Annotated in this window: 12 protein-coding genes; 8 read left to right on the top strand and 4 right to left on the bottom strand. The window is 70.9% G+C overall.

All coding sequences use genetic code 11. The annotated features are described in order from the left end of the window. Positions 1-284 precede the first annotated feature (284 nt). Complete coding sequence (locus Pth03_RS14970; protein WP_203944866.1) at positions 285-1544, top strand: nucleotide sugar dehydrogenase; 1260 nt, start codon at positions 285-287, stop codon at positions 1542-1544. 4 nt (positions 1545-1548) lie between these two features. Here Pth03_RS14970 and Pth03_RS14975 read toward each other — a convergent pair whose 3' ends face one another. After that, positions 1549-1872 (bottom strand): carboxymuconolactone decarboxylase family protein, encoded by a 324-nt coding sequence (locus Pth03_RS14975; RefSeq protein WP_203944867.1) that lies wholly within the window; start codon positions 1870-1872, stop codon positions 1549-1551. 156 nt (positions 1873-2028) lie between these two features. Beyond that, a complete protein-coding gene (locus Pth03_RS14980; RefSeq protein WP_203944868.1) occupies positions 2029-3030 on the bottom strand; it encodes a pirin family protein in 1002 nt (333 codons plus the stop codon). 243 nt (positions 3031-3273) lie between these two features. On the opposite strand from Pth03_RS14980, the gene Pth03_RS14985 reads away from it, so the two are divergent. Both Pth03_RS14985 and Pth03_RS14990 read left to right on the top strand, forming a co-directional pair. After that, positions 3274-3945: a hypothetical protein gene (locus Pth03_RS14985; protein WP_203944869.1), complete on the top strand. Its 672-nt coding sequence runs from the start codon at positions 3274-3276 to the stop codon at positions 3943-3945. A gap of 14 nt (positions 3946-3959) precedes the next feature. After that, positions 3960-6917: an AAA family ATPase gene (locus Pth03_RS14990; RefSeq protein WP_203944870.1), complete on the top strand. Its 2958-nt coding sequence runs from the start codon at positions 3960-3962 to the stop codon at positions 6915-6917. Positions 6918-6936: 19 nt separating this feature from the next. Here the strand turns inward: Pth03_RS14990 and Pth03_RS14995 are convergent, their stop codons facing one another. Continuing rightward, complete coding sequence (locus Pth03_RS14995) at positions 6937-8442, bottom strand: aldehyde dehydrogenase family protein (RefSeq protein WP_203944871.1); 1506 nt, start codon at positions 8440-8442, stop codon at positions 6937-6939. 38 nt (positions 8443-8480) lie between these two features. After that, positions 8481-11354, bottom strand: coding sequence for a helix-turn-helix transcriptional regulator (locus Pth03_RS42100; protein WP_203944902.1), 2874 nt, complete (start codon positions 11352-11354; stop codon positions 8481-8483). A 411-nt stretch (positions 11355-11765) separates the two neighbouring features. Here Pth03_RS42100 and Pth03_RS15005 point away from each other — a divergent pair, with 411 nt between their 5' ends. The 5 genes from Pth03_RS15005 to Pth03_RS15025 are packed head-to-tail and all read left to right on the top strand — an operon-like array spanning position 11766 to position 18978. Beyond that, positions 11766-13115 carry an SWIM zinc finger family protein gene (locus Pth03_RS15005; RefSeq protein WP_203944872.1) on the top strand — a complete coding sequence of 450 codons (1350 nt, stop codon included), beginning with the start codon at positions 11766-11768 and terminating at the stop codon, positions 13113-13115. Between the two features lie 11 nt (positions 13116-13126). Beyond that, positions 13127-14581, top strand: coding sequence for a DUF5691 domain-containing protein (locus Pth03_RS15010; RefSeq protein WP_239119049.1), 1455 nt, complete (start codon positions 13127-13129; stop codon positions 14579-14581). Beyond that, a complete protein-coding gene (locus tag Pth03_RS15015) occupies positions 14578-15645 on the top strand; it encodes an ATP-binding protein (RefSeq protein ID WP_203944873.1) in 1068 nt (355 codons plus the stop codon). Before Pth03_RS15010 ends, Pth03_RS15015 begins: the two co-directional genes overlap by 4 nt. Continuing rightward, on the top strand, positions 15635-17848 hold the full coding sequence (locus Pth03_RS15020; protein WP_203944874.1) for a DUF5682 family protein: 2214 nt from the start codon (positions 15635-15637) through the stop codon (positions 17846-17848). The genes Pth03_RS15015 and Pth03_RS15020 overlap by 11 nt, the downstream gene beginning before the upstream one ends. Then, entirely contained in the window at positions 17848-18978 is a 1131-nt protein-coding gene (locus Pth03_RS15025; protein WP_203944875.1) for a VWA domain-containing protein, read from the top strand. The genes Pth03_RS15020 and Pth03_RS15025 overlap by 1 nt, the downstream gene beginning before the upstream one ends. Positions 18979-18984 lie beyond the last annotated feature (6 nt).

An 18984-nucleotide genomic window follows, 5' to 3' on the forward strand; every position in this document is an offset into this window, starting at 1 on the left:
GGGCCCGCCGACGTTCATCCGGGCGATGATCTCCATGACTCGGATGCGGCCGTCGGGCTTCATGCGCGCTCCTTCGTGGTCACGTCGCAGAAGCTAGCTGGCCGTTCGGCCGATTCAACGGCACCGGAGCGGCGCAGAGGAAATGTTTCCCCTATCCCTACCGGCAGATGATCGAGTTCGCCGGTGATCGCCTTGCCGCGACCGGAGATCGCCGATCTCCATTACGGAAGCCTTACACGGTCAATCTCCGGTACGGCCGGGCCCGGCTCCTAAGGTCGTGGGCCATGAGAGACAAGCTGGTCGTCGTCGGGCAGGGATACGCTGGCCTGCCTCTGGCCATGCGGGCGATCGAGGCCGGGTTCGACGTCACGGGGATCGACGTCGACGAATGGCGGGTCAAGCGGCTCGCCGCGGGCGAGTCGTGCATCGGCGACGTCACCGACGGGGCGCTCGCCGCCGCGCTCGGCTCGGGACGCTACCGGATCAGCACCGACTACGCCGACGCCGCAGGCTTCGACACCTGCGTCATCACGGTGCCCGCCCCGCTGCACGACGGCGTGCCCAACCTGAGCCACATCGGGTCGGCGGGCCGATCGCTCGCGCCGCTGCTGCGCGCGGGCACGACGGTGATTCTGGAGTCCACGACCTATCCGGGCACGACCGAGGAATACCTGCGGCCGCTGCTGGAGGACGGGTCCGGGCTGCGCGCCCCCGAGGACTTCCGCCTCGGCTACAGCCCGGAACGTGCCGACCCCGGCAACACGCGGTGGCGGCTGGACAACACGCCGAAGGTGGTCTCCGGCATCGACCCCGCTTCGCTGGAGCAGGTCAAGGCGTTCTACGACCGGATCGTGCGGGAGACCGTGCCCGTCTCCTCGGTGCAGGTGGCCGAGCTGTGCAAGCTCCTGGAGAACACCTTCCGGCACGTCAACGTGGCCCTGGTCAACGAACTGGCGATCTTCGCCCGTCAGCTCGGCATCGACGTGTGGGAGGCGGTCGACGCCGCCGCGACCAAGCCGTTCGGTTTCATGCGCTTCACCCCCGGTCCGGGCGTCGGGGGACACTGCCTGCCGATCGACCCGTCGTACCTCTCCTGGAAGGTGAGGCGCGGCCCCGGGCACAACTTCCGGTTCGCCGAGCTGGCGAACGCCATCAACGACCACATGCCCGACCACGTGGTGAACCGGCTCGCCCTGGCGTTGAACCGCCGTTACCGCTCGATCAGGGGCAGCCGGTTCCTCCTGCTGGGCCTGTCGTACAAGAAGAACACGGGGGACTGCCGGGAGTCCCCCGCAATTGAGGTGGCCAAGGCCCTGTGCACGCTCGGCGCCGACGTCAGGGCGGCCGACCCCCACGTGGACGACTTCCTGCTGCCGGTGGGGATCGAGCTGGTCGAACCGACGGGCGAGGAACTGGCCCGCGCCGACGCGGTCGTCGTCCTCACCGACCACGACCGCTTCGACTACGACCTGGTGCAACGTTCCAGCGAGTTCGTCTTCGACACCCGAAACCGCTGCAACGGGCCCAACGTGGAGCGCCTGTGACGCGCTAGGCGGCCATGAACCTGGTGATCAGGTCTTCCACCTGCGCGTTCAGGCGTGCTCCACGTGCCGAGCCCGCGTAGTGCGTCACGAAGATGACGATCTCGCGCAGCTCGCTCGGCGTCAGCTCCCCGGTGCGCAGGGCCGCGTCGAGCTGGGCGGCGGTCTCCTCGGCGAGTCCCTGCTCGACGAGGAGACCGAGGAGGAGCAGGCGACGGTCCCTGGTGCTCAGCGCCTCGCCCGACCACACCTCCGCGAACATGTGCTCCACTGCCGTCCCGAATTCCAGGGTCCTCGCCCTGCGGTCGAGGTCATCGATGTTGTCGCTCATGCGGCACTCCACGTCCGTCGGCCCAGATTTCGAGACATGCACGTAAATGTCGCGTTCGGGGGGATCAGGTGTTACATGACCGGCTGGTCCAGTCCGAGCGCATTGTCACAAGAGCACGGTTGCATGAACGTTGCACCGTTTGAATGACCGTCAGGGTCACAAGTTCTCGTCCGCCGTCGACAGGTGGGGGACGTGCTCGGCCGGGACCACCCCCATGCGGCCCGCCTGGAAGTCCGCGAAGGCCTGGGCGAGCTCTTCGCGGGTGTTCATGACGAAGGGTCCGTACCGCGCGACGGGCTCGTGGATCGGCAGGCCGCCGAGCACGAGGATCTCCCAGCCCTGCCGCGAGGCCAGCGGCTGCTTGTCGGCCGCGCGCATGGTCAGCGCGCCCGCCGTGCCCTTGTAGCCGCCGAAGACGCCGAGCTGGCCCTCACGCAGCGGGCGGTCGTCGGGGCCGACGAAGCCGTCGCCGCTCAGCACATACACCAACGCGTTGAAGTCGGCGGGCCACGGCAGGGCCAGCCGCGCTCCGGGAGCGACCGTCGCGTGGAGGTAGGTGATCGGCGTGTACGTCATGCCCGGCCCCTCGTGGCCTGCGAGCGACCCCGCGATGACCCGGACGAGCGAGGAGCCGTCGTCGCTGGCGAGCAGCTTCACGTCACCCCCGCGGATGTCCTGGTAGCGCGGCGGCACCCACTTCTGTGCGCGGGGCAGGTTCACCCACAGTTGAACGCCGTGGAACAGCCCTCCGCTCGCGACCAGCTCCGGCGGCGGCTGCTCGATGTGCTGCAGGCCGCTTCCGGCGGTCATCCACTGGGTATCGCCATCCGAGATGAGCCCGCCCCCGCCGTTCGTGTCCCGATGCTGGAAGGCGCCGTCCATGATGTACGTCACCGTCTCGAAGCCGCGGTGCGGGTGCCAGGGAGTGCCCTTCGCCTCGCCGGGGGCGTATTCCACGGCCCCCATGTGGTCGAGCAGCAGGAACGGGTCGGCCAGTGAGAGCTCCACATCGGGGAACGGCCGGCGTACGGCGAAGCCCTCTCCTTCCAGATGGCGTCCCGCGGTGACGACGCGGGCGACGGGCCGCCACGCCGTCGCCGCTTCGGGCAGGCGGGGGAGGCGGGGCAACGTGAGTGTGTCTGCGGTGATGGCTGGCATGGCGTCTCCTCTGTCGAATACGCTCCGCGCAACAACTATTGATATATCAACTATTCCACGTCGGCTTTCCGCCATCTCCGGTCACAAGTGCAGCCAACTCCCGGGCAAGATTTGGTCAAGTTTTCCAACCTGTCCGGGATCTCGCATGAGATGGATACTGGGAAAACGGGCAGTTATACCTCGTAGACCCGCAAAGCGGAGGTTGGTGCCTTAGTGGATAGATCGCGGGCGATTTTCGGGGTGGTGACGGCGGCTACGGCCGCCGTGTTGTTGTCCGGGTGCGCTGCGCCCGATTACACCTACGTGCGGGGCAGCGACGGGTCGACCTATTTCAAGGTCCCCTCGGCATGGAGACAGGTCGACGCGAACGCCTTCGACCAGGTCTTCTTCGGCGACATGCAGACGGCCAAGGCGCAGATCGCCAAGCAGAACACCTGGATCGCGGCCTACGACGCGCAGGCAGCCCGGCCGTCCGCGAACCATTTCCTCGCCGGCGAGCAGGGCGCCGTGGACCAGCCGTTCGTCCTGGCCAAGGTCCAGAAGCTCTCCGACGAGGAGAAGAACCAGGTGTCGCTCGACATCCTGCGCAACGCCAACGGACTGCCGGTCGCCGTGACGGCCGACGTCCGCAAGCAGATGGAATCCACGCAGGGCTTCCCGTTCCAGAAGTTCGAACTGCTCAGCGACCAGGTCCTGCCTGCACAGGACGGCATCCGGGGCGTCCGGACCATCTTCAACCTCAGCGTCGGCAACGGGCCGGTGCAGACCTTCGACGAGACGTCGTTCCTGTCCGCTGACGGATCGATCGTCTCCACGCTCCTGATCCGCTGTTCGGCGGCGTGCTTCCGGCAGCAGTTCTCCGAGATCAACCTGGTCGCACAGTCCTTCAAGGTCAAGCGACTCCTCAACCAATGAAGGAGGCCCCTCATATGAGCACGGCCACGCCGCCACAGCACCACCCCGAGGGGCTGCGCGAACCCGGGTCAGGCCCGGAGGAACGCGACCTGAGCACGAGGAAACGCCTCGCGATGTGGGACAGGATCAAGTTCCTGCTGCTCCTCGCCCTCGCGTTCGGCGTTCTGCTGTGGAACACCACGGTCACCTACCAGGGGATCATCTCCTTCTCCGACGCGCTCAAGCTGACCGTCCGCGACGCCTCCTGGGTCCTCTGGCTGGCCGGGCTCGAAGCACTCCGGCAGGTGCACTTCTTCATCAGCGAGAGGTCGTCCGGCTACCACCGGTTCTGGATGAACAAGATCTTCGGCGGGTGGAATCGCTGGACGCACCGCCGTTTCACCGACTGGAACCGCTTCCGCATCGCCCGCGCGATCAAGTGGCTCGTCGCGATCGCCGTCGTCGCCCTGGTCCTGGCCAAGATCCAGAAGACCTCCCCGCTCGAGGCGCTGTTCAACGTGCCGGGGACGATCTGGGGTTACCTGCCCCTGGCCCTCCAGATCGTGGCGGTCGTGCTGCTCGGCATCCTGCAGTTCGTCGCGATCTTCTGGTTCCTTTCCCGCGGCGGCGTCGACGTCTACTTCCCCGACGACATCAAGACGCGGTTCTCCGACGTCTGGGGCCAGGACCATGTGGTCGAGCGGGTCAAGGAGAACATCGTCTTCCTGGAGAAGCCCGATGAGATCGAGGCCAAGGGCGGCTACGTGCCCAGCGGCATCCTGCTGTGGGGCCCGCCGGGCACCGGCAAGACGCTGATGGCCGAGGCCGTCGCCGGTTCCACCGGCAAGCCGTACGTCTTCGTGGACCCGGGCGCCTTCATCAACATGTTCTTCGGCGTCGGCGTGCTGAAGGTCAAGTCGCTCTTCCGCAAGCTGCGCAAGCTGGCCCTGCGCTACGGCGGAGTGATCGTCTTCTTCGACGAGGCGGACTCCCTGGGCAACCGCGGCGCGCTCGCCCAGGGCGGTCCGGGAGGATGGGGCCGCGCGACCCCGGCGCCGTTCCAGGCGGCCGGCTGCAACGGGTTCTCCTACCTCGACAGGGACACCCAGTGGATGCTCGGCCGGCGGGCGCTGGAGCAGGGCGTCCCCGGCTCCGTCTCCAGGTCGGGGGCGTTCGTCAACCGCCTCGTGTACGGCGCGGGCATGGGCGGCGGCGGCGGAGGCATGGGCACCCTGGAGTCGCTGCTGACCGAGATCTCCGGTCTGAAGAAGCCGAGGGGCTTCGTCAACCGGCACGTGCGGCGACTGCTCGGCATGCGCCCGAAGCCGCCGCCCAAGTACCGCATTCTGATCATGATGGCTACCAACCTCCCCGAGGCGCTCGACGAGGCCCTGCTGCGGCCCGGCCGCATCGACCGCATCTACAAGGTCGGCTACCCGTCCAAGGAAGGCCGGATCCGGACCTACCACGGGTACTTCGACAAGGTCCGGCACGCGCTGACCGACGAGCAGATCGACAAGCTCGCCACGATCACTCCGTACGCCACGGGCGCCACGATCAAGGACATGGTCAACGAGTCGCTGATCACCGCCATCAGGGACGGCCGTGACGTCATCACCTGGTCGGACGTCATGCGGGCCAAGAGGCTCAAGCAGCTCGGCCCGCCGGAGGACGTCGAGTACATCGAGAGGGAACGGCACGCGGTGGCCGTGCACGAGGCGTGCCACGCCGTCGTCGCCTACCGCACCCGGCACCACCTGGAGATCGACCTCGCCACCATCGAGAAGGGCGCCGACTATCTCGGCATGGTCGCCAGCATCAAGCCGGAGGACCAGTTCACCCGGTGGAAGTCGGAATACGAGGCCGACATCATGGTCTCCCTCGCGTCCCTCGCCGGTGAGCGGATGTTCTTCGGCGAGGACAACTCCTCCGGCGTCTCGGGAGACCTCCAGTCGGCCACGCTGCTGACCGCGCTGATGGAGGCACATTGGGGCATGGGCCTCGGCGTCGCCTCGCTCCCGGCGCTCCAGGAGCTCGGGCTCAGGGAGGGCAAGGCCCACCGGCAGGGCGGCTCGAACGGCGGCGTCGGCTTCACCGGAACCCCGGCGGCCAACCGCGACGAGATGGTGCCCGACATGCTCCCGGAGCGCATCGAGTTCAACCTCGCCCAGCTGCTGGAGCAGACGGCCGAACTCCTCCGGGAGAACCGGCGGGCCGTGCTGAGCGTGGCCCACGCGCTCGAGTACCACAAGACGCTGAACGGCGACGACGTGGTCGCCGTCATCGAGGGCAGGCCCGGGCCGCTCATCGACGGCACGGTCTACGAGTCCGAGTCGTTCTACGAGGAGATCGAGGTCTACCACACGGCCGCGGCCCAGGCTCATCGCAACCACACCAACGTGCCGGTCGACCTGCCGATGCCTGCGACCCGGATGCTGGAGCCGACGGCCGTCGTCGCGCCCGGGGCGGTCGACCGGGGGACGGTCGCTCCGCCGGCCACCTTCCCGCCCGCGGGATACGGCGGCAACGGCAACGGGCAGGTGACACAACCGGACTTCGTCCCGTGGAACGGCGGGCCGCCCCCGGCGGCGACCACCCCGACGATCCCGAGCACGCCGCCCTCGACCGCCCAGAGGCGGGACAGGTCGTTCGGCACCGTGTGGGGTCTCATCGGCGGGCTCGTCGCGCTCGTGGTCATCGCCCTGCTCGGCATGGCGTTCGCCGTCGGAGGCGGGAGCTCCACCGCCACGGTGGCGGGCGGCATCACCGGCTCCACCGCCCTGGTCCTCGGCGCGGCCTTCGTCGCCATGGCCGGCGGCATCGCCGTCGCCGTCGCCGTGGTGCGCGCCCACCAGGCCGGCCGCAGACGGGCCGAGCAGGCCAGGGACGCCGCGGCCGAACGGGCCCAACTGCTCGCCGCGGCGATGGATCCCGAGGTCGCGATGCGCCTGCTCGGCTACGACGGCCGCCGCGGCCCCGACAACGTCACATGACCCGTCACATGACCCGGAGCTAGATGCGGAAGCCCAGGTCGGGCGTGATCTCGGCCACGTCCATCTGGGCCTTCTGCAGCCTGCCGGAGTAGTCCCAGTTCATGGCCTGCCAGCGGGTGAACTGGTCGAGCACCCACATCCCGCTCTGCCTGCTGCCGTTGCCCGACTTGCCGTTCCCGCCGAACGGCAGGTGGGCCTCGGCGCCCGAGGTTGAGTTGTTCACGCTGATCATGCCCGCGGACACGCCCTCACGGAAGCGGAAGACCGCCTGGGGATCGCGCGTGTAGATCGACGAGGACAACCCGTAGCCCGGCCTGTTGGCCAGCTCGATCGCCTCGTCGAGGCCGGTGAAGGTCGTCACGCCCACGATCGGGCCGAACGTCTCCTCCATGAAGAGCCGGTCACCCGGCCGTACACCGTCGACGATCACCGGGTGGTAGTAGAGGCCCTCGCCCTCCATCCGCCCCGTGGAGCCCGGCAGCACCGTGTGGTGCGGCTCGATCCACGTCAGGTAGTCCTCGTACCGCTCGGCGAACTTGTGGTCGAGCATCGGGCCGTAGAGCACCTCGCCGTTGGGGTCGCCGATCTTCGCGTTCCGCACGGCCTCGGCGAACCTCGTCAGGAACTCGTCGTGCACGTCCTCGTGGACGATGACGGTGCCGAGTGAGGTGCACCGCTGGCCTGCCGTACCGAAGCCGGCGAACAGCGCGCCTTCGACGGCGAGGTCGAGGTCGGCGTCGGGCATGACGACCATCGGGTTCTTGCCGCCGAGCTCCAGGCAGGGCGACTGGAGGTGGCGGCCGCACAGCTCGCCGACGGCCCGCCCGACGGCGGTCGAACCCGTGAAGCCGACCTTCTGCACGGTGCCCTCGCCGAGCGCGCGGTCGAGCCCCGCGAAGGTGGCGGCGCCGTCGGCGAAGACGATGTTCAGCACGCCGTCGGGCAGCCCGGCCGCCGCGAACAGCCGGAACAGCGCGTGCGCGGAGACCGCCGCATATTCGGCGGGCTTCCAGACGACGGCGTTGCCGCACAAGAGGGCCGGCACCAGATACCAGGAGGGCACCGCGACCGGGAAGTTGCCCGCGGTGATCACCGCGGCGACGCCGACCGGCACGCGGAAGGTGAACAGGCTCTTGTCGGGCATCTCCGACGGGACGGTCTGGCCGTAGAGCCGGCGGCCCTCTCCGAGGAAGAAGTCACACGTGTCGACGATCTCCCTGACCTCGCCCAGCGCCTCGGCGTACGGCTTGCCGACCTCCTGGGTGACCAGCCGGGCGAGGGTCTCGGCGTTGGCCTCCACCAGGCGGCCGATCGACGCGATCACCCGGCCGCGCACAGGAGCGGGAACCCGCGCCCACTCCCGCTGCGCCGCGGCGGCCGTACGGCAGGCGTCCGCGAACACGTCGGGGCCGCCGAGCTGGACGGTCGCCACGGTCTCCGCCGGACGCGCCGGATTGATCGACTCGTACGGCGTGCCAGAGGGGCCGTCCTTGCCGCCGATGACGGAAACGATCTGCCGAGTCACCGCTGACCTCCGGAATGATTTCCTGTCTGGAGCTTTGATTACACAGTATTTCCAGCACCCGTGCCATCGTCGGGCATCCCCGCCCGGTGGGCCACGGCGGCAGCCTGCGTACGGCTGGACACGCCGAGTTTGGCGAGGATGTTGGAGACGTGCACGCTGACGGTCTTCTGCGAGATGAACAGCCGCTCGCCGATCTCCCTGTTGGGCAGTCCCACGGCGACATGCGCGAGGACCTCGCGTTCACGGCCGGTCAGCCCGGTCAGCAGGCCCTCCGCGCCCGGGTCGGCGCCGGTGAAGCGGGCGCGTCGTCCCAGCTCCGTCAGAGCCGCGCGGAGCGGCTCCGCCCCCAGGCGGTCGGCCACCTTCGTCGCCATGGTCCATTCGGCGTGCGCCTGCTCGCGGTCGCCGGTTTCGAGCAGCGCCTCGGCGAGCCGCCACCGCGACCTCGCCTCTTCATAGACGAAGCCGAAGCCGAAGGCCTCCGTCGCGGCGCTCCACGCGGCCGGGTCGGCCTCCCCCCAGGCGCGGCGCCAGTCGGCCTCGGCCCTCGCCAGCCAGGCGGCTGCTTCGGGTCCGAGCTGAGACCTGCGCAGGCCGGAGGGGCCGTTGGCCGCCGCCCAGCGGGCCCGCTCGACGAGGTCGTCGGCCAGTGCCCTGTCGCCCTCCTGCCTCCGGTCGGCCAGCGCCCACAGGCCCGTGGCCGCCACGCGGATGACACCGGGGTCGAACGGTTCGATCGTGTCGAGAACGGCGCCCACGTGAGTGAGCGCACTCTCCTGGTCGCCGCGCCACAACGCCAGCTCGGCCGCCAGGCACCGCGCCATGTAGGCGACCAGCTCGTCGGACCAGAAACCCGCCAGCCACCTCAGGCGCTCGTCGGCGTCGGGGCGGCCGCGGGCGACCTCGACGAACAGCGCGAAAGAGGACAGCACCGCCTCCGCCTTCGTGCCCACCCGGATGCCGAAGTCGGCCGCCAGCCGTTCCGCCGCGTCCCAGTCGCCGCCGGCGAAGTGCACGAGATATTGGAGGAACCGCAGATCGGTCCCGTAGTTGCTCCAAGTGAGGCCGGTGTCGTGGGCCAGCAGGACCCCGAGTTCGGCGGTCTCGGCCGCCATGGCGAGTTCGCCCCGCTCGTACTGCAGCCGTGCCTGCGTGAAACGGGCGCGCAGGTCGATGGACAAGTCGCCGGAGGTGCGCCGGGTGGCTTCCGCCAGCAGTTCGGCCGCCCGGGCCGCGCTCCCCGTGCCCTCCTCGAAGACGGCCAGGCTGACCAGCGCGCTCGTCTCGGCGTCGCGCGCCGACGTGGCCCGGGCCACCTCCAGCGCCCGGGTGGCGGTGGCGATCGCCTCGTCGATTCGATAGACGTGCCACAAGACGCGGGCGTAGGTGGCCAGCGCCCGGGCCAGCAGGGGGCTCTCGGGCGCGAGTTCGACCGCCTCGCGGGCCGTCTCGATCAGCCCGGGGGACTCGTCGTCGGAGTCGATGCGGTAGTAGGCGAGCCGCTCGTCGGTTTCGGCGATCAGGACCGGGTCGACGGCCAGCCGGCGCAGCCGCTGAAGCTGGGAGATCGCCCTTCGGTAGTCGCCGCTCGCCGCCGCCGCGGCCGCGCTGTCCAGCGCCAGCCTGGATCGGGGCGCGCCGGCCAGCGTCTCCGCGCCGGGCACCTGGTCCCACAATTCCAGCACCTGGTCGAAGTGCCGGTGCGCCTCGGCGGGGGCGCCGAGCTCGACGGCGAGTCTCCCCGCCTCGACCGACGACCGTAGGGCGCCCGTCAGGTCATGGCTCGCCAGATGGTGGTGGGCCAGCTCGGCCGGCGAGCCGCCCCGCGCGGCCAGCAGGCCGGCGAACCTCGCGTGGAGCCGGGTCCGCTCGCCGGGCAGCAGGTCGTCGTACACGGCCTCCTGCAGCAGAGCGTGCCGGAAGGAGTAGCCGTCCGTGCTCGCCGTGAGCAGCCCGCGCGAGACGATCTCCCGCAGCGCGTCCTCAAGCGGCAGGTCGGACAACCCCGCCGCATCCCGCAGGAGATCGTGGTCGACCCGGCGGCCCGCCACGGCGGCGACCCTGAGCACCTGCCTGGCCGTGTCCGACAACGTCTCGACCCGGGCCAGCAGGAGGTCGGCGAGCGTCCCCGGCAGGCGCTCACCGTTTGCCGAGGCGGCGAGAAGCTCCTCGGCGAAGAACGGATTGCCCCCGGCCCGGTTCACCACGCCGCCGATCACACCGATGTCGGTGGTCTCCTCGAGCGCGGCAAGGTGGGCCCGCATGGCGTCGTCGGCGAGAGGAGGCAGCTCGATCGACGTCACCAGGGGCAGCCGCTGCAGTTGGACGAGCACGGGCCGCAGCGGATGACGCCGGTGCAGGTCGTCGCTGCGGTAGGTCCCGACCAGGCAGACCCGTTCGCGCTGCATCATGCGGGTGAGGAAGACGAGCAGGTCGCGGGTGGAGCGGTCGGCCCAGTGCAGGTCTTCGAACACGAACATCACCGGCCGGTCACGCGTCACCTCGGCGAGAAGGTCGAGCACCGAGCCCAACAGCCGCTGCTGCGCGAGCGCGCCGGACATGTCGCCGGACCCCGCGTCCGCTCCCGGCAGCAGGCGCTCCAGCACGGGCCTGGCCGCCACCGCGGAGCGGAAGGGGCCGTCCGGGTCCGCAACCGCGCCGCGCAACGCGTCCGCCAGCGGCAGGTACGGCAAGGCGTCGCCGAGCTCGGCGCACTGGCCGGCCAGCGTCGCGAATCCGCGCCGCCTCGCCTGCTCGCACAACTCGGCGATCAGGCGGGTCTTGCCGATGCCCGCGTCGCCGCCGACGAGCGCGACGCCGGCGAGCCCGTCCTTGGCGGCGTCGAGCACACCCGTCAGCCGACCGAGTTCTGTGGAACGCCCGATCAGCGCGGATCGTCCCGTTCGCGCCATCACGATCGTGAGTATTGCATGCGCCCCCGACGGATTCCCGCCCCTCGTTTCGCCGGACGGCGGCCCGGGGTGAAGGAGTCCGGGGAAGATGGCCGATTCGATCGCGCATTCGAATACGGTCGTGCATCATTGGGGTTGCCGAGGACGGCGGGGCCTGGGTGACGCCGACAGCCTGCAGCGGTCCGTGAAATCGAATCCGAGAGGGGTCCGGCCTCATGACACGCACGCCTGAGATCGAAGCGGTGCCGCACTCATTCTGGCGTCGGCCGGCATGGCCGTCGGCGACATCGTGCGGGTGACCAGCTACCTGTGCGACGCGTCCTACGCGGAGGCGAACGCCGCCGCCTGACCTTGCTCGCGTGCTTCGCGCTGGAGGGGGATTTGTCGGAGGGAGTGGTTACTGTGCGGCGCGTGATCGAACGGTGGAGCCGGGATCAGGTGCTCGCCCTGGCGCCCGACGCGGCCTCGCAGAAGGCGGCGGCCGGTGCCGGAGCGCCTGCCAAGTGGTCGGGAACCGGCGCGCTTCCCGACGTGGTGTGGGGAGAGTGCAAGGGCAGCGGCGCGACGCCGTACCGCGCTTGCGTCGACCTCTCCGAGCCCGCGTACAAGTGCAGCTGTCCCAGCAGGAAGTTCCCCTGCAAGCACGTGCTCGGCCTCCTGCTGCTGTGGGCGACGGGCGAGGTGCCCGACGGCGGCGAGCCCGCCGGATGGGCGGACGAGTGGCTGCGGCAGCGGCGCGAGCGCGCCGAAAAGCAGGAGGAGGCGAAGGCCACTCGCGAGCCCCGTTCCCCGAACGGCCCGGCAGACGGCCCGGGAGACGGGCCGGCGGCCGGCTCGGCGACGTCCGCGCAGCGGGAGACCAGGGTCACGGCGGGCCTGTCCGAGCTGGAGCGCTGGCTCGCCGATCAGATCGCCCACGGAATCGCGGGTACGCAGCAGACCGGCCTGGCCGACTGGGCCGAACTGGGCAGGCGCCTGGTCGACGCCCAGGCGTCCGGAGTCGCCGGCGCGGTGGCACGGCTGCCCCGGCTGCTGCGCGAGGAGCACTGGCCGGGCATGCTCCTCGGCGAATACGCGCTGATCCACCTTTTGGCGGTCGCGCACCGCCGTACGGCGGAGCTGCCCGACCCTCTACGGGACACCGTGCGGTCGCGGGTGGGCTTCCCGGTCTCCCGGGAGAGCGTGCTGGCCTCGCCCCGCCTCCGGGACACCTGGGACGTGATCGGGAGCCGAGACGAGGAGCAGGACAGGCTGGTCGCCCGCCGGGTCTGGTTACAGGGCAGGGCCACCGGCCGGGCGGCGTTGGTGCTGTCCTTCGCCCCCATCGGGCAGGTCCTCGACGCCTCACTCGTGACCGGAATGACCGTCGACGCCGAGCTCGCCTTCTACCCCGGGTCCTCCCCGTTGCGCGCCTTAGTCGCGGAGACGCACGGCACGAGCGCCCGCACCGCGGCGGCGCACAGGGCATGCCGCCCTCCCGGCATGCGGCTCACCCGCGTGCCCGCCCTCATCGCCGGCGTGCTCGCGGGCGATCCCTGGACGGATTCCTGGCCCGTCGTCATCGGCGGTGTCGTCCCCGCCCGGGACGCCCTCCTTGATGAGGAAGGGAACGGGCTGCCACTGCATCCGGAAGGGGGCGTTCCGTGGCGGCTGCTGGCCGTGTCGGGCGGCCACCCCGTGACGGTGGCGGCCGAGTGGACGCCGCGTGGGCTCCGCCCTCTGACGGTCTGGGACGAGGAAGATCAGGCGGTGCGACTGTGAAGACTCCCACTGTGAACACCCCGACTGCGGACCCCGCGGCTCCGAACGCTGTGGTGCCGACTGGGGAGGCGGCGAGTGCCCCGGCAGAGGACGCCTCGTGGGAGGAACTGGTGTCGGCGGCTCTGGTGGGCGCCGACCGGCGCTCGGTGCCGGCCGTCAGGCTGCTGGAAGACGCGGCTGTGCAGGTGACGCGAGCACGCGCCGGGCGGCGGCCGCACGCGGGCCGGCTCCCCGGCCCCGCCGCGGAGGAGACGCGCCCGCTCGCCTCCCGCGCTGCGGGCGACCGGCTGGCCCGGATGCTCGGCGGCGAGCAGGCGCGCCTGGTGCCCGAATGGCTGGAGACGGCCGCGACCGCCGGGGTGCGCGTGCCCGCCCACCTGATTCCCGGGCTCCTCGACCTCGGCGCACGCGACCGGTCGATCCGGCCCCACCTGGGCCCGCTCGCCGGGGCACGCGGACGCTGGCTGGCCGAGCTCAACCCCGCCTGGGCGTACGTGCTGGAGGAGGCGGTCCTGCCCCGCGCGGAGGGCGAGACGCCGGAAGCCGGCGAGACGTGGGAGTTCGGCACGCGGGGCGACCGCAGGGCCTATTTCGCCGCGTTGCGCGCCGCGGCCCCCCTCCGGGCGCGTGAACTCCTCGAAGAGGGCTGGGCCAAGGAGACGCCGGAGGACCGCGCCGCGTTCGTCGGCCTCCTCGGCGACGGGCTGAGCATGGAGGACGAGCCGTTCCTGGAGGCGGCGCTCGACGACCGCCGACGCGAGGTGCGTCAGGCCGCGGCCGACCTGCTCACCCGACTGCCGGAGTCGCGGCTGGCCGGTCGGATGACCGAGCGGGCCGCGCGTTTCCTGACGAGGAACGGCGGCAAGCTGGTCGCCGAGCCGCCGAAGGCGTGCGACAGCACGATGGAGCGCGACGGAGTCAGACCCGGCCCGCCTGCCGGCATGGCCAAGCGCGGGTGGTGGCTGCAGCAGGTGCTGGCCCGCACGCCCCTGTCGTTCTGGCCCGCGCACTTCGGCCTGAGCCCAGAAGAGGTGATCGGGCTCAAGATCGGAGACTGGGCCCGCGAGGTGTGGATGGGCTGGACGCGGGCGGTGATCCTGCAACGCGACGCCGCCTGGGCCCGGGTGCTGTTCGAGGCCGAGCCACTCACCGACCTGCTGTCCGTCCTTCCGCCGGAGGAGCAGTCGGCCCGGGCCGCGCTGCTGGTCGCACGGGAGCCGATGGACGGCAAGATGATCATGACGTTGGGTGGTGTGGCCCGGCCCTGGGGCACCCATCTGGCCAGAGCCGTGCTGAAAACCATCGTGGAGACCTCGGGCATGCGGCCGTGGGACGCCGGGGAGCTGATCCGGCTGGCCGGTGAGCGGCTCGACCCCGCACTGCACGCCCACGTCGAACGGCTCGGCGTCACCGAGCTCGCCGCCACTTTGCGATTCCGCCATGACATGTTGAAGGAGCTTTCGTGACGACCGTCCTGCGCCCCCATGCGGAAGACCAGTACGCCGACGAACTGGCGATTCTGGCGAAGGACGACGACCGGCCGCGGCCCCCGGGCTGGCGCCTGTCGCCGTGGGCGGTGACCGTGTACCTCCTGGGGGACGGCGACCAGATCACCCCGAAATACGTCGGGCCCCGGCGCATCGTCGAGGTGGCGGTGGCGACCCTGGCGACCGACCGGGCATTGCTCCTGCTCGGCGTGCCCGGCACGGCCAAGACGTGGTTGTCGGAGCACCTCGCCGCCGCGATCAGCGGCGATTCGACCCTGCTCGTGCAGGGGACGGCGGGCACGGCGGAGGAGGCGATCCGCTACGGCTGGAACTACGCCCGCCTGCTGGCGGAGGGCCCCTCGCGGGACGCGCTGACGCCGAGCCCGGTGATGCGCGCGATGTCCGAAGGGCGGCTGGCCCGGGTGGAAGAGCTCACCCGGATGCCCTCGGACGTCCAGGACGCCCTCATCACCGTCCTGTCGGAGAAGACCCTGCCCATCCCGGAGCTGAACGAGGAGGTCCAGGCCGCCAAGGGCTTCAACGTCATCGCCACGGCCAACGACCGGGACCGGGGCGTCAACGACCTGTCGAGCGCGTTGCGCAGGCGGTTCAACACCGTCGTTCTGCCCGTCCCGGCGAGCGCCGAGGAGGAGGTGGAGATCGTCTCGCGCCGGGTCGCCCAGCTCGGCCGGTCGCTGGAGCTGCCGGACACCCCGGCGGGAATGGAGGAGATCCGCCGTGTGGTCACGGTCTTCCGGGAGCTTCGCGCCGGCGTTACTGCCGACGGCCGCACCAAGATCAAGTCGCCCAGCGGCACGTTGAGCACGGCCGAGGCGATCTCGGTGGTGACCAGCGGCATCGCGCTGGCGGCCCATTTCGGTGACGGGGTGCTGCGCCCCGCCGACATCGCCGGCGGCATCCTCGGTGCGGTCGTCCAGGACCCGGTCAGCGACCGGGTGGTGTGGCAGGAGTACCTCGAAGCCGTGGTCCGCGACCGCGACGACTGGCGCGACTTCTACCGGGCCTGCCGCGATGCTGGCTGACGGGGCGCTCGCCCCGGCGATCCTCGGGGTGCGGCACCACGGACCGGGTTCGGCGAAAGCCGTACGGGCTGAGCTTGAAAGGCTCAAACCCGACATCGTGCTCATTGAGGGGCCGCCTGAAGCCGACGCGATCGTAGCGCTGGCGGCCGATCCGGACATGGAACCGCCGGTCGCGCTGCTGGCGCACGTGCCGGGGGAGCCGTCCAAGGCGGCGTTCTGGCCGTTCGCGGTGTTCTCCCCCGAATGGCAGGCCATCACCTACGCGCTGGGCGCGGGAGCCGAGGTGCGCTTCTGCGACCTTCCGGCCGCGCACAGCCTCGCCCTGAACGGGGAGACGCACGCGGAGGCCGAGGCCGGGCACCGCGATCCGATCGGGGAACTCGCACAGGCTGCGGGCTACGACGATCCCGAGCGCTGGTGGGACGACGTCGTCGAGCACAGCGGGGAGGGCGGCACGCTCGAGGTCGTCGCCGAGGCGATGGCGGCCGTGCGCGCCGGGCACCGGGCGGCGGGCACCGAGGCCGTGCGTGAGGCGGCCATGCGCAGGGCGCTGCGCAAGGCCGTCAAGGACGGGTTCTCCACCGTCGCCGTCGTCTGCGGCGCATGGCATGTCCCAGCACTGAGCGACCTGCCCCCTGCCGCTGAGGACGACCGCCTTCTGCGCGGCCTGCCCAAGGTCAAGGTGGACATGACATGGGTGCCGTGGACACACGGGCGTCTGGCCGCGCACAGCGGCTACGGCGCGGGCGTCGTGTCGCCCGGGTGGTACGACCACCTGTTCTCCGCCGCCGACCGGCCGGTCGAGCGCTGGCTCGCGGCGGCCGCGGGGGTCCTCAGGGAAGAGGGCCTGCCCGTCTCCTCCGCCCACGTCATCGAATCCGTACGGCTCGCCGAAAGTCTCGCTGTGCTGCGCGGCAGGCCCCTTCCGGGCCTGTCGGAGGTGACCGAGGCCGCCAGGGCCGTGCTCTGCGAGGGCGACGAGATGCCGGTGCGGCTGATCCAGCGGCGCATGGTCGTGGGGGAGAGGCTCGGCGGCGTTCCCGCGTCGACGCCGATGGTCCCGCTCCAACGTCACCTCAGGGACGAGCAGCGGCGGTTGCGGCTCAAGCCCGACGCGAACGCGCGCGACCACGACCTCGATCTGCGCAAACCGCTCGATCTCGACCGCAGCCGCCTCCTCCACCGGCTCAACATGATCGGCGTGCCGTGGGGGACCACCCGTCAGGCGCGCGGGAAGGGCACGTTCAAGGAGTCGTGGACGCTGGAGTGGCGGCCCGAGTTCGACGTGTCCCTCATCGAGGCCGCCACGTGGGGCATCACCGTCGAGGCGGCGGCCGGCGCCCGGGCCGGGGAGTTCGCGGCGGGTGAGGACACGTCCCTGGCCGACCTCACCGCCCTGGTCGAACGCTGCCTGCTCGCCGACCTGACCGGCGCGCTGCCCGGCGTCCTGCAAGCGATCAAGGACAAGGCCGCGCTCGACGGCCAGATGGCCCACCTGATGGCGGCCCTTCCCGCCCTCGTGCGGGCGCAGCGGTACGGCGACGTCCGGGGGAGTGCAGGGCTTGCCGCGATCACCGGCTCCCTGCTTGTCAGGATCTGCGCCGGCCTGCCGTCCGCGCTGACCGGGTTGGACGACGACGCGTCGCGGCAGATGGTCGCCCTGATCGACGGCGTGCACACCGCGGTCGGGCTGCTGGACGATGAGCGGCCGTCCGGCACCGGACCTCAGGACCGTGACCTGTGGCAGGCGACACTCGCGAGCCTGGCCGGGCGCACCGGCCTGCCCGGAATGATCGAGGGCCGGATCGTCCGCATCCTGTTCGACTCCGGCTCCGGCATGGACGTGGCCGACGTCGACGCCCGCATGGCCCGGGCGATGTCGCTCGGCAACCCGCCCGACAGGGCCGCTGCGTGGATGGAGGGATTCCTTTCCGGAGGCGGCCTGCTGCTCGTGCATGACGCGAGGCTCCTCGCGACCGTGGACGGCTGGCTCACCGGGTTGTCCGCGGAGGCGTTCGTCGATGTGCTTCCGCTGCTCAGGCGCACCTTCTCGACGTTTGCGCCGCCCGAACGCCGCATGATCGGCGACCGCGTCAGGTCGGGAGCCCCCGGCAGGGACGCGCAGGCCGCCTCTGCCGACGTCGACGACGAGCAGGCGGCGCCTGCCGTACGAACCGTGCTGGAAATCCTGGGGAGGGCGTGATGGACGAAAGGGCCCGCCGGTGGCGGCTGGTGCTCGGCGGGGCGGCCGAGGGCACCCTTCAAGGCCCCCTTGACGGCTCCGACGCCGACATGGACGGCGCGCTCTCGGCACTGTACGAGCGGGACGGCGGCCTGGGCGCGTCCGCGCCGAAGGTGGCGCGCTGGCTGGGGGACATCAGGGAGTACTTCCCCTCGACCGTCGTCCACGTGATGCAGAAGGACGCCATCGAGCGGCTCAATCTGTCCCGGCTGCTACTTGAGCCGGAGATGCTCGAGGCCGTCGAGCCCGACGTCCACCTTGTGGGCACGCTCCTGTCGCTCAACCGTGTGATGCCGGACAAGGCCAGGGAGTCGGCGCGGGCCGTCGTGCGCAAGGTCGTGGCCGACCTCGAGTCGCGGCTGGCCCAGCGGACCCGTGCCGCGGTGACGGGAGCGCTGGACCGCTCGGCCCGCACGCACCGGCCGAGACGGCCGTCCGACATCGACTGGAACCGGACGATCCGCGCCAACCTGAAGAACTACCTGCCCGATCGCAGGACGGTCGTCCCGTCGCGGCTGGTCGGTTACGGCCGGCGGGAGCGAGCCGTGCAGCGCGAGGTGGTCCTGTGCATCGACCAGAGCGCCTCCATGGCCGCGTCGGTGGTCTACGCGAGCGTCTTCGGAGCCGTCCTGGCCTCCATGCGGTCGCTGAAGACGTCACTCGTCGTGTTCGACACCGCGGTGGTCGACCTCACCGACCAGTTGCACGACCCGGTCGAGGTGCTCTTCGGCACCCAGCTCGGCGGCGGCACCGACATCAACCGGGCCATCGCCTACGGCCAGAGCCTGATCACCCGACCCTCTGACACCATCTTCCTGCTGATCAGCGACCTGTATGAGGGCGGAGTCCGAGAGGAGATGCTGCGCCGGGTGGCCGCGATGACCGCGGCGGGCGTCCAGGTGATCGTGCTGCTCGCTTTGTCGGACGAGGGCGCGCCGCAGTACGACCACGACAACGCGGCGGCGCTCGCCCACCTGGGCGTGCCGGCGTTCGCGTGCACGCCCGACGCCTTCCCCGAGCTCATGGCGGCCGCGATAGAGCGCAGGTCCTACGACCAAGGCCCGATGGTCCCCGCCCGGACCACGCCGTAACGTCCG

The sequence above is a fragment of the Planotetraspora thailandica genome (genome assembly GCF_016863335.1).
Classification (GTDB): Bacteria; Actinomycetota; Actinomycetes; order Streptosporangiales; family Streptosporangiaceae; genus Planotetraspora; species Planotetraspora thailandica.

Bases quoted from the DNA above. Each gene is read 5' to 3' on its own strand.
- Pth03_RS15020 (WP_203944874.1), top strand. From the start codon at position 15,635: ATGCTGGCTGACGGGGCGCTCGCCCCGGCGATCCTCGGGGTGCGGCAC.
- Pth03_RS14990 (WP_203944870.1), top strand. From the start codon at position 3,960: ATGAGCACGGCCACGCCGCCACAGCACCACCCCGAGGGGCTGCGCGAA.
- Pth03_RS15025 (WP_203944875.1), top strand. From the start codon at position 17,848: ATGGACGAAAGGGCCCGCCGGTGGCGGCTGGTGCTCGGCGGGGCGGCC.
- Pth03_RS42100 (WP_203944902.1), bottom strand. From the start codon at position 11,354: ATGGCGCGAACGGGACGATCCGCGCTGATCGGGCGTTCCACAGAACTC.
- Pth03_RS14970 (WP_203944866.1), top strand. From the start codon at position 285: ATGAGAGACAAGCTGGTCGTCGTCGGGCAGGGATACGCTGGCCTGCCT.
- Pth03_RS14980 (WP_203944868.1), bottom strand. From the start codon at position 3,030: ATGCCAGCCATCACCGCAGACACACTCACGTTGCCCCGCCTCCCCCGC.
- Pth03_RS14975 (WP_203944867.1), bottom strand. From the start codon at position 1,872: ATGAGCGACAACATCGATGACCTCGACCGCAGGGCGAGGACCCTGGAA.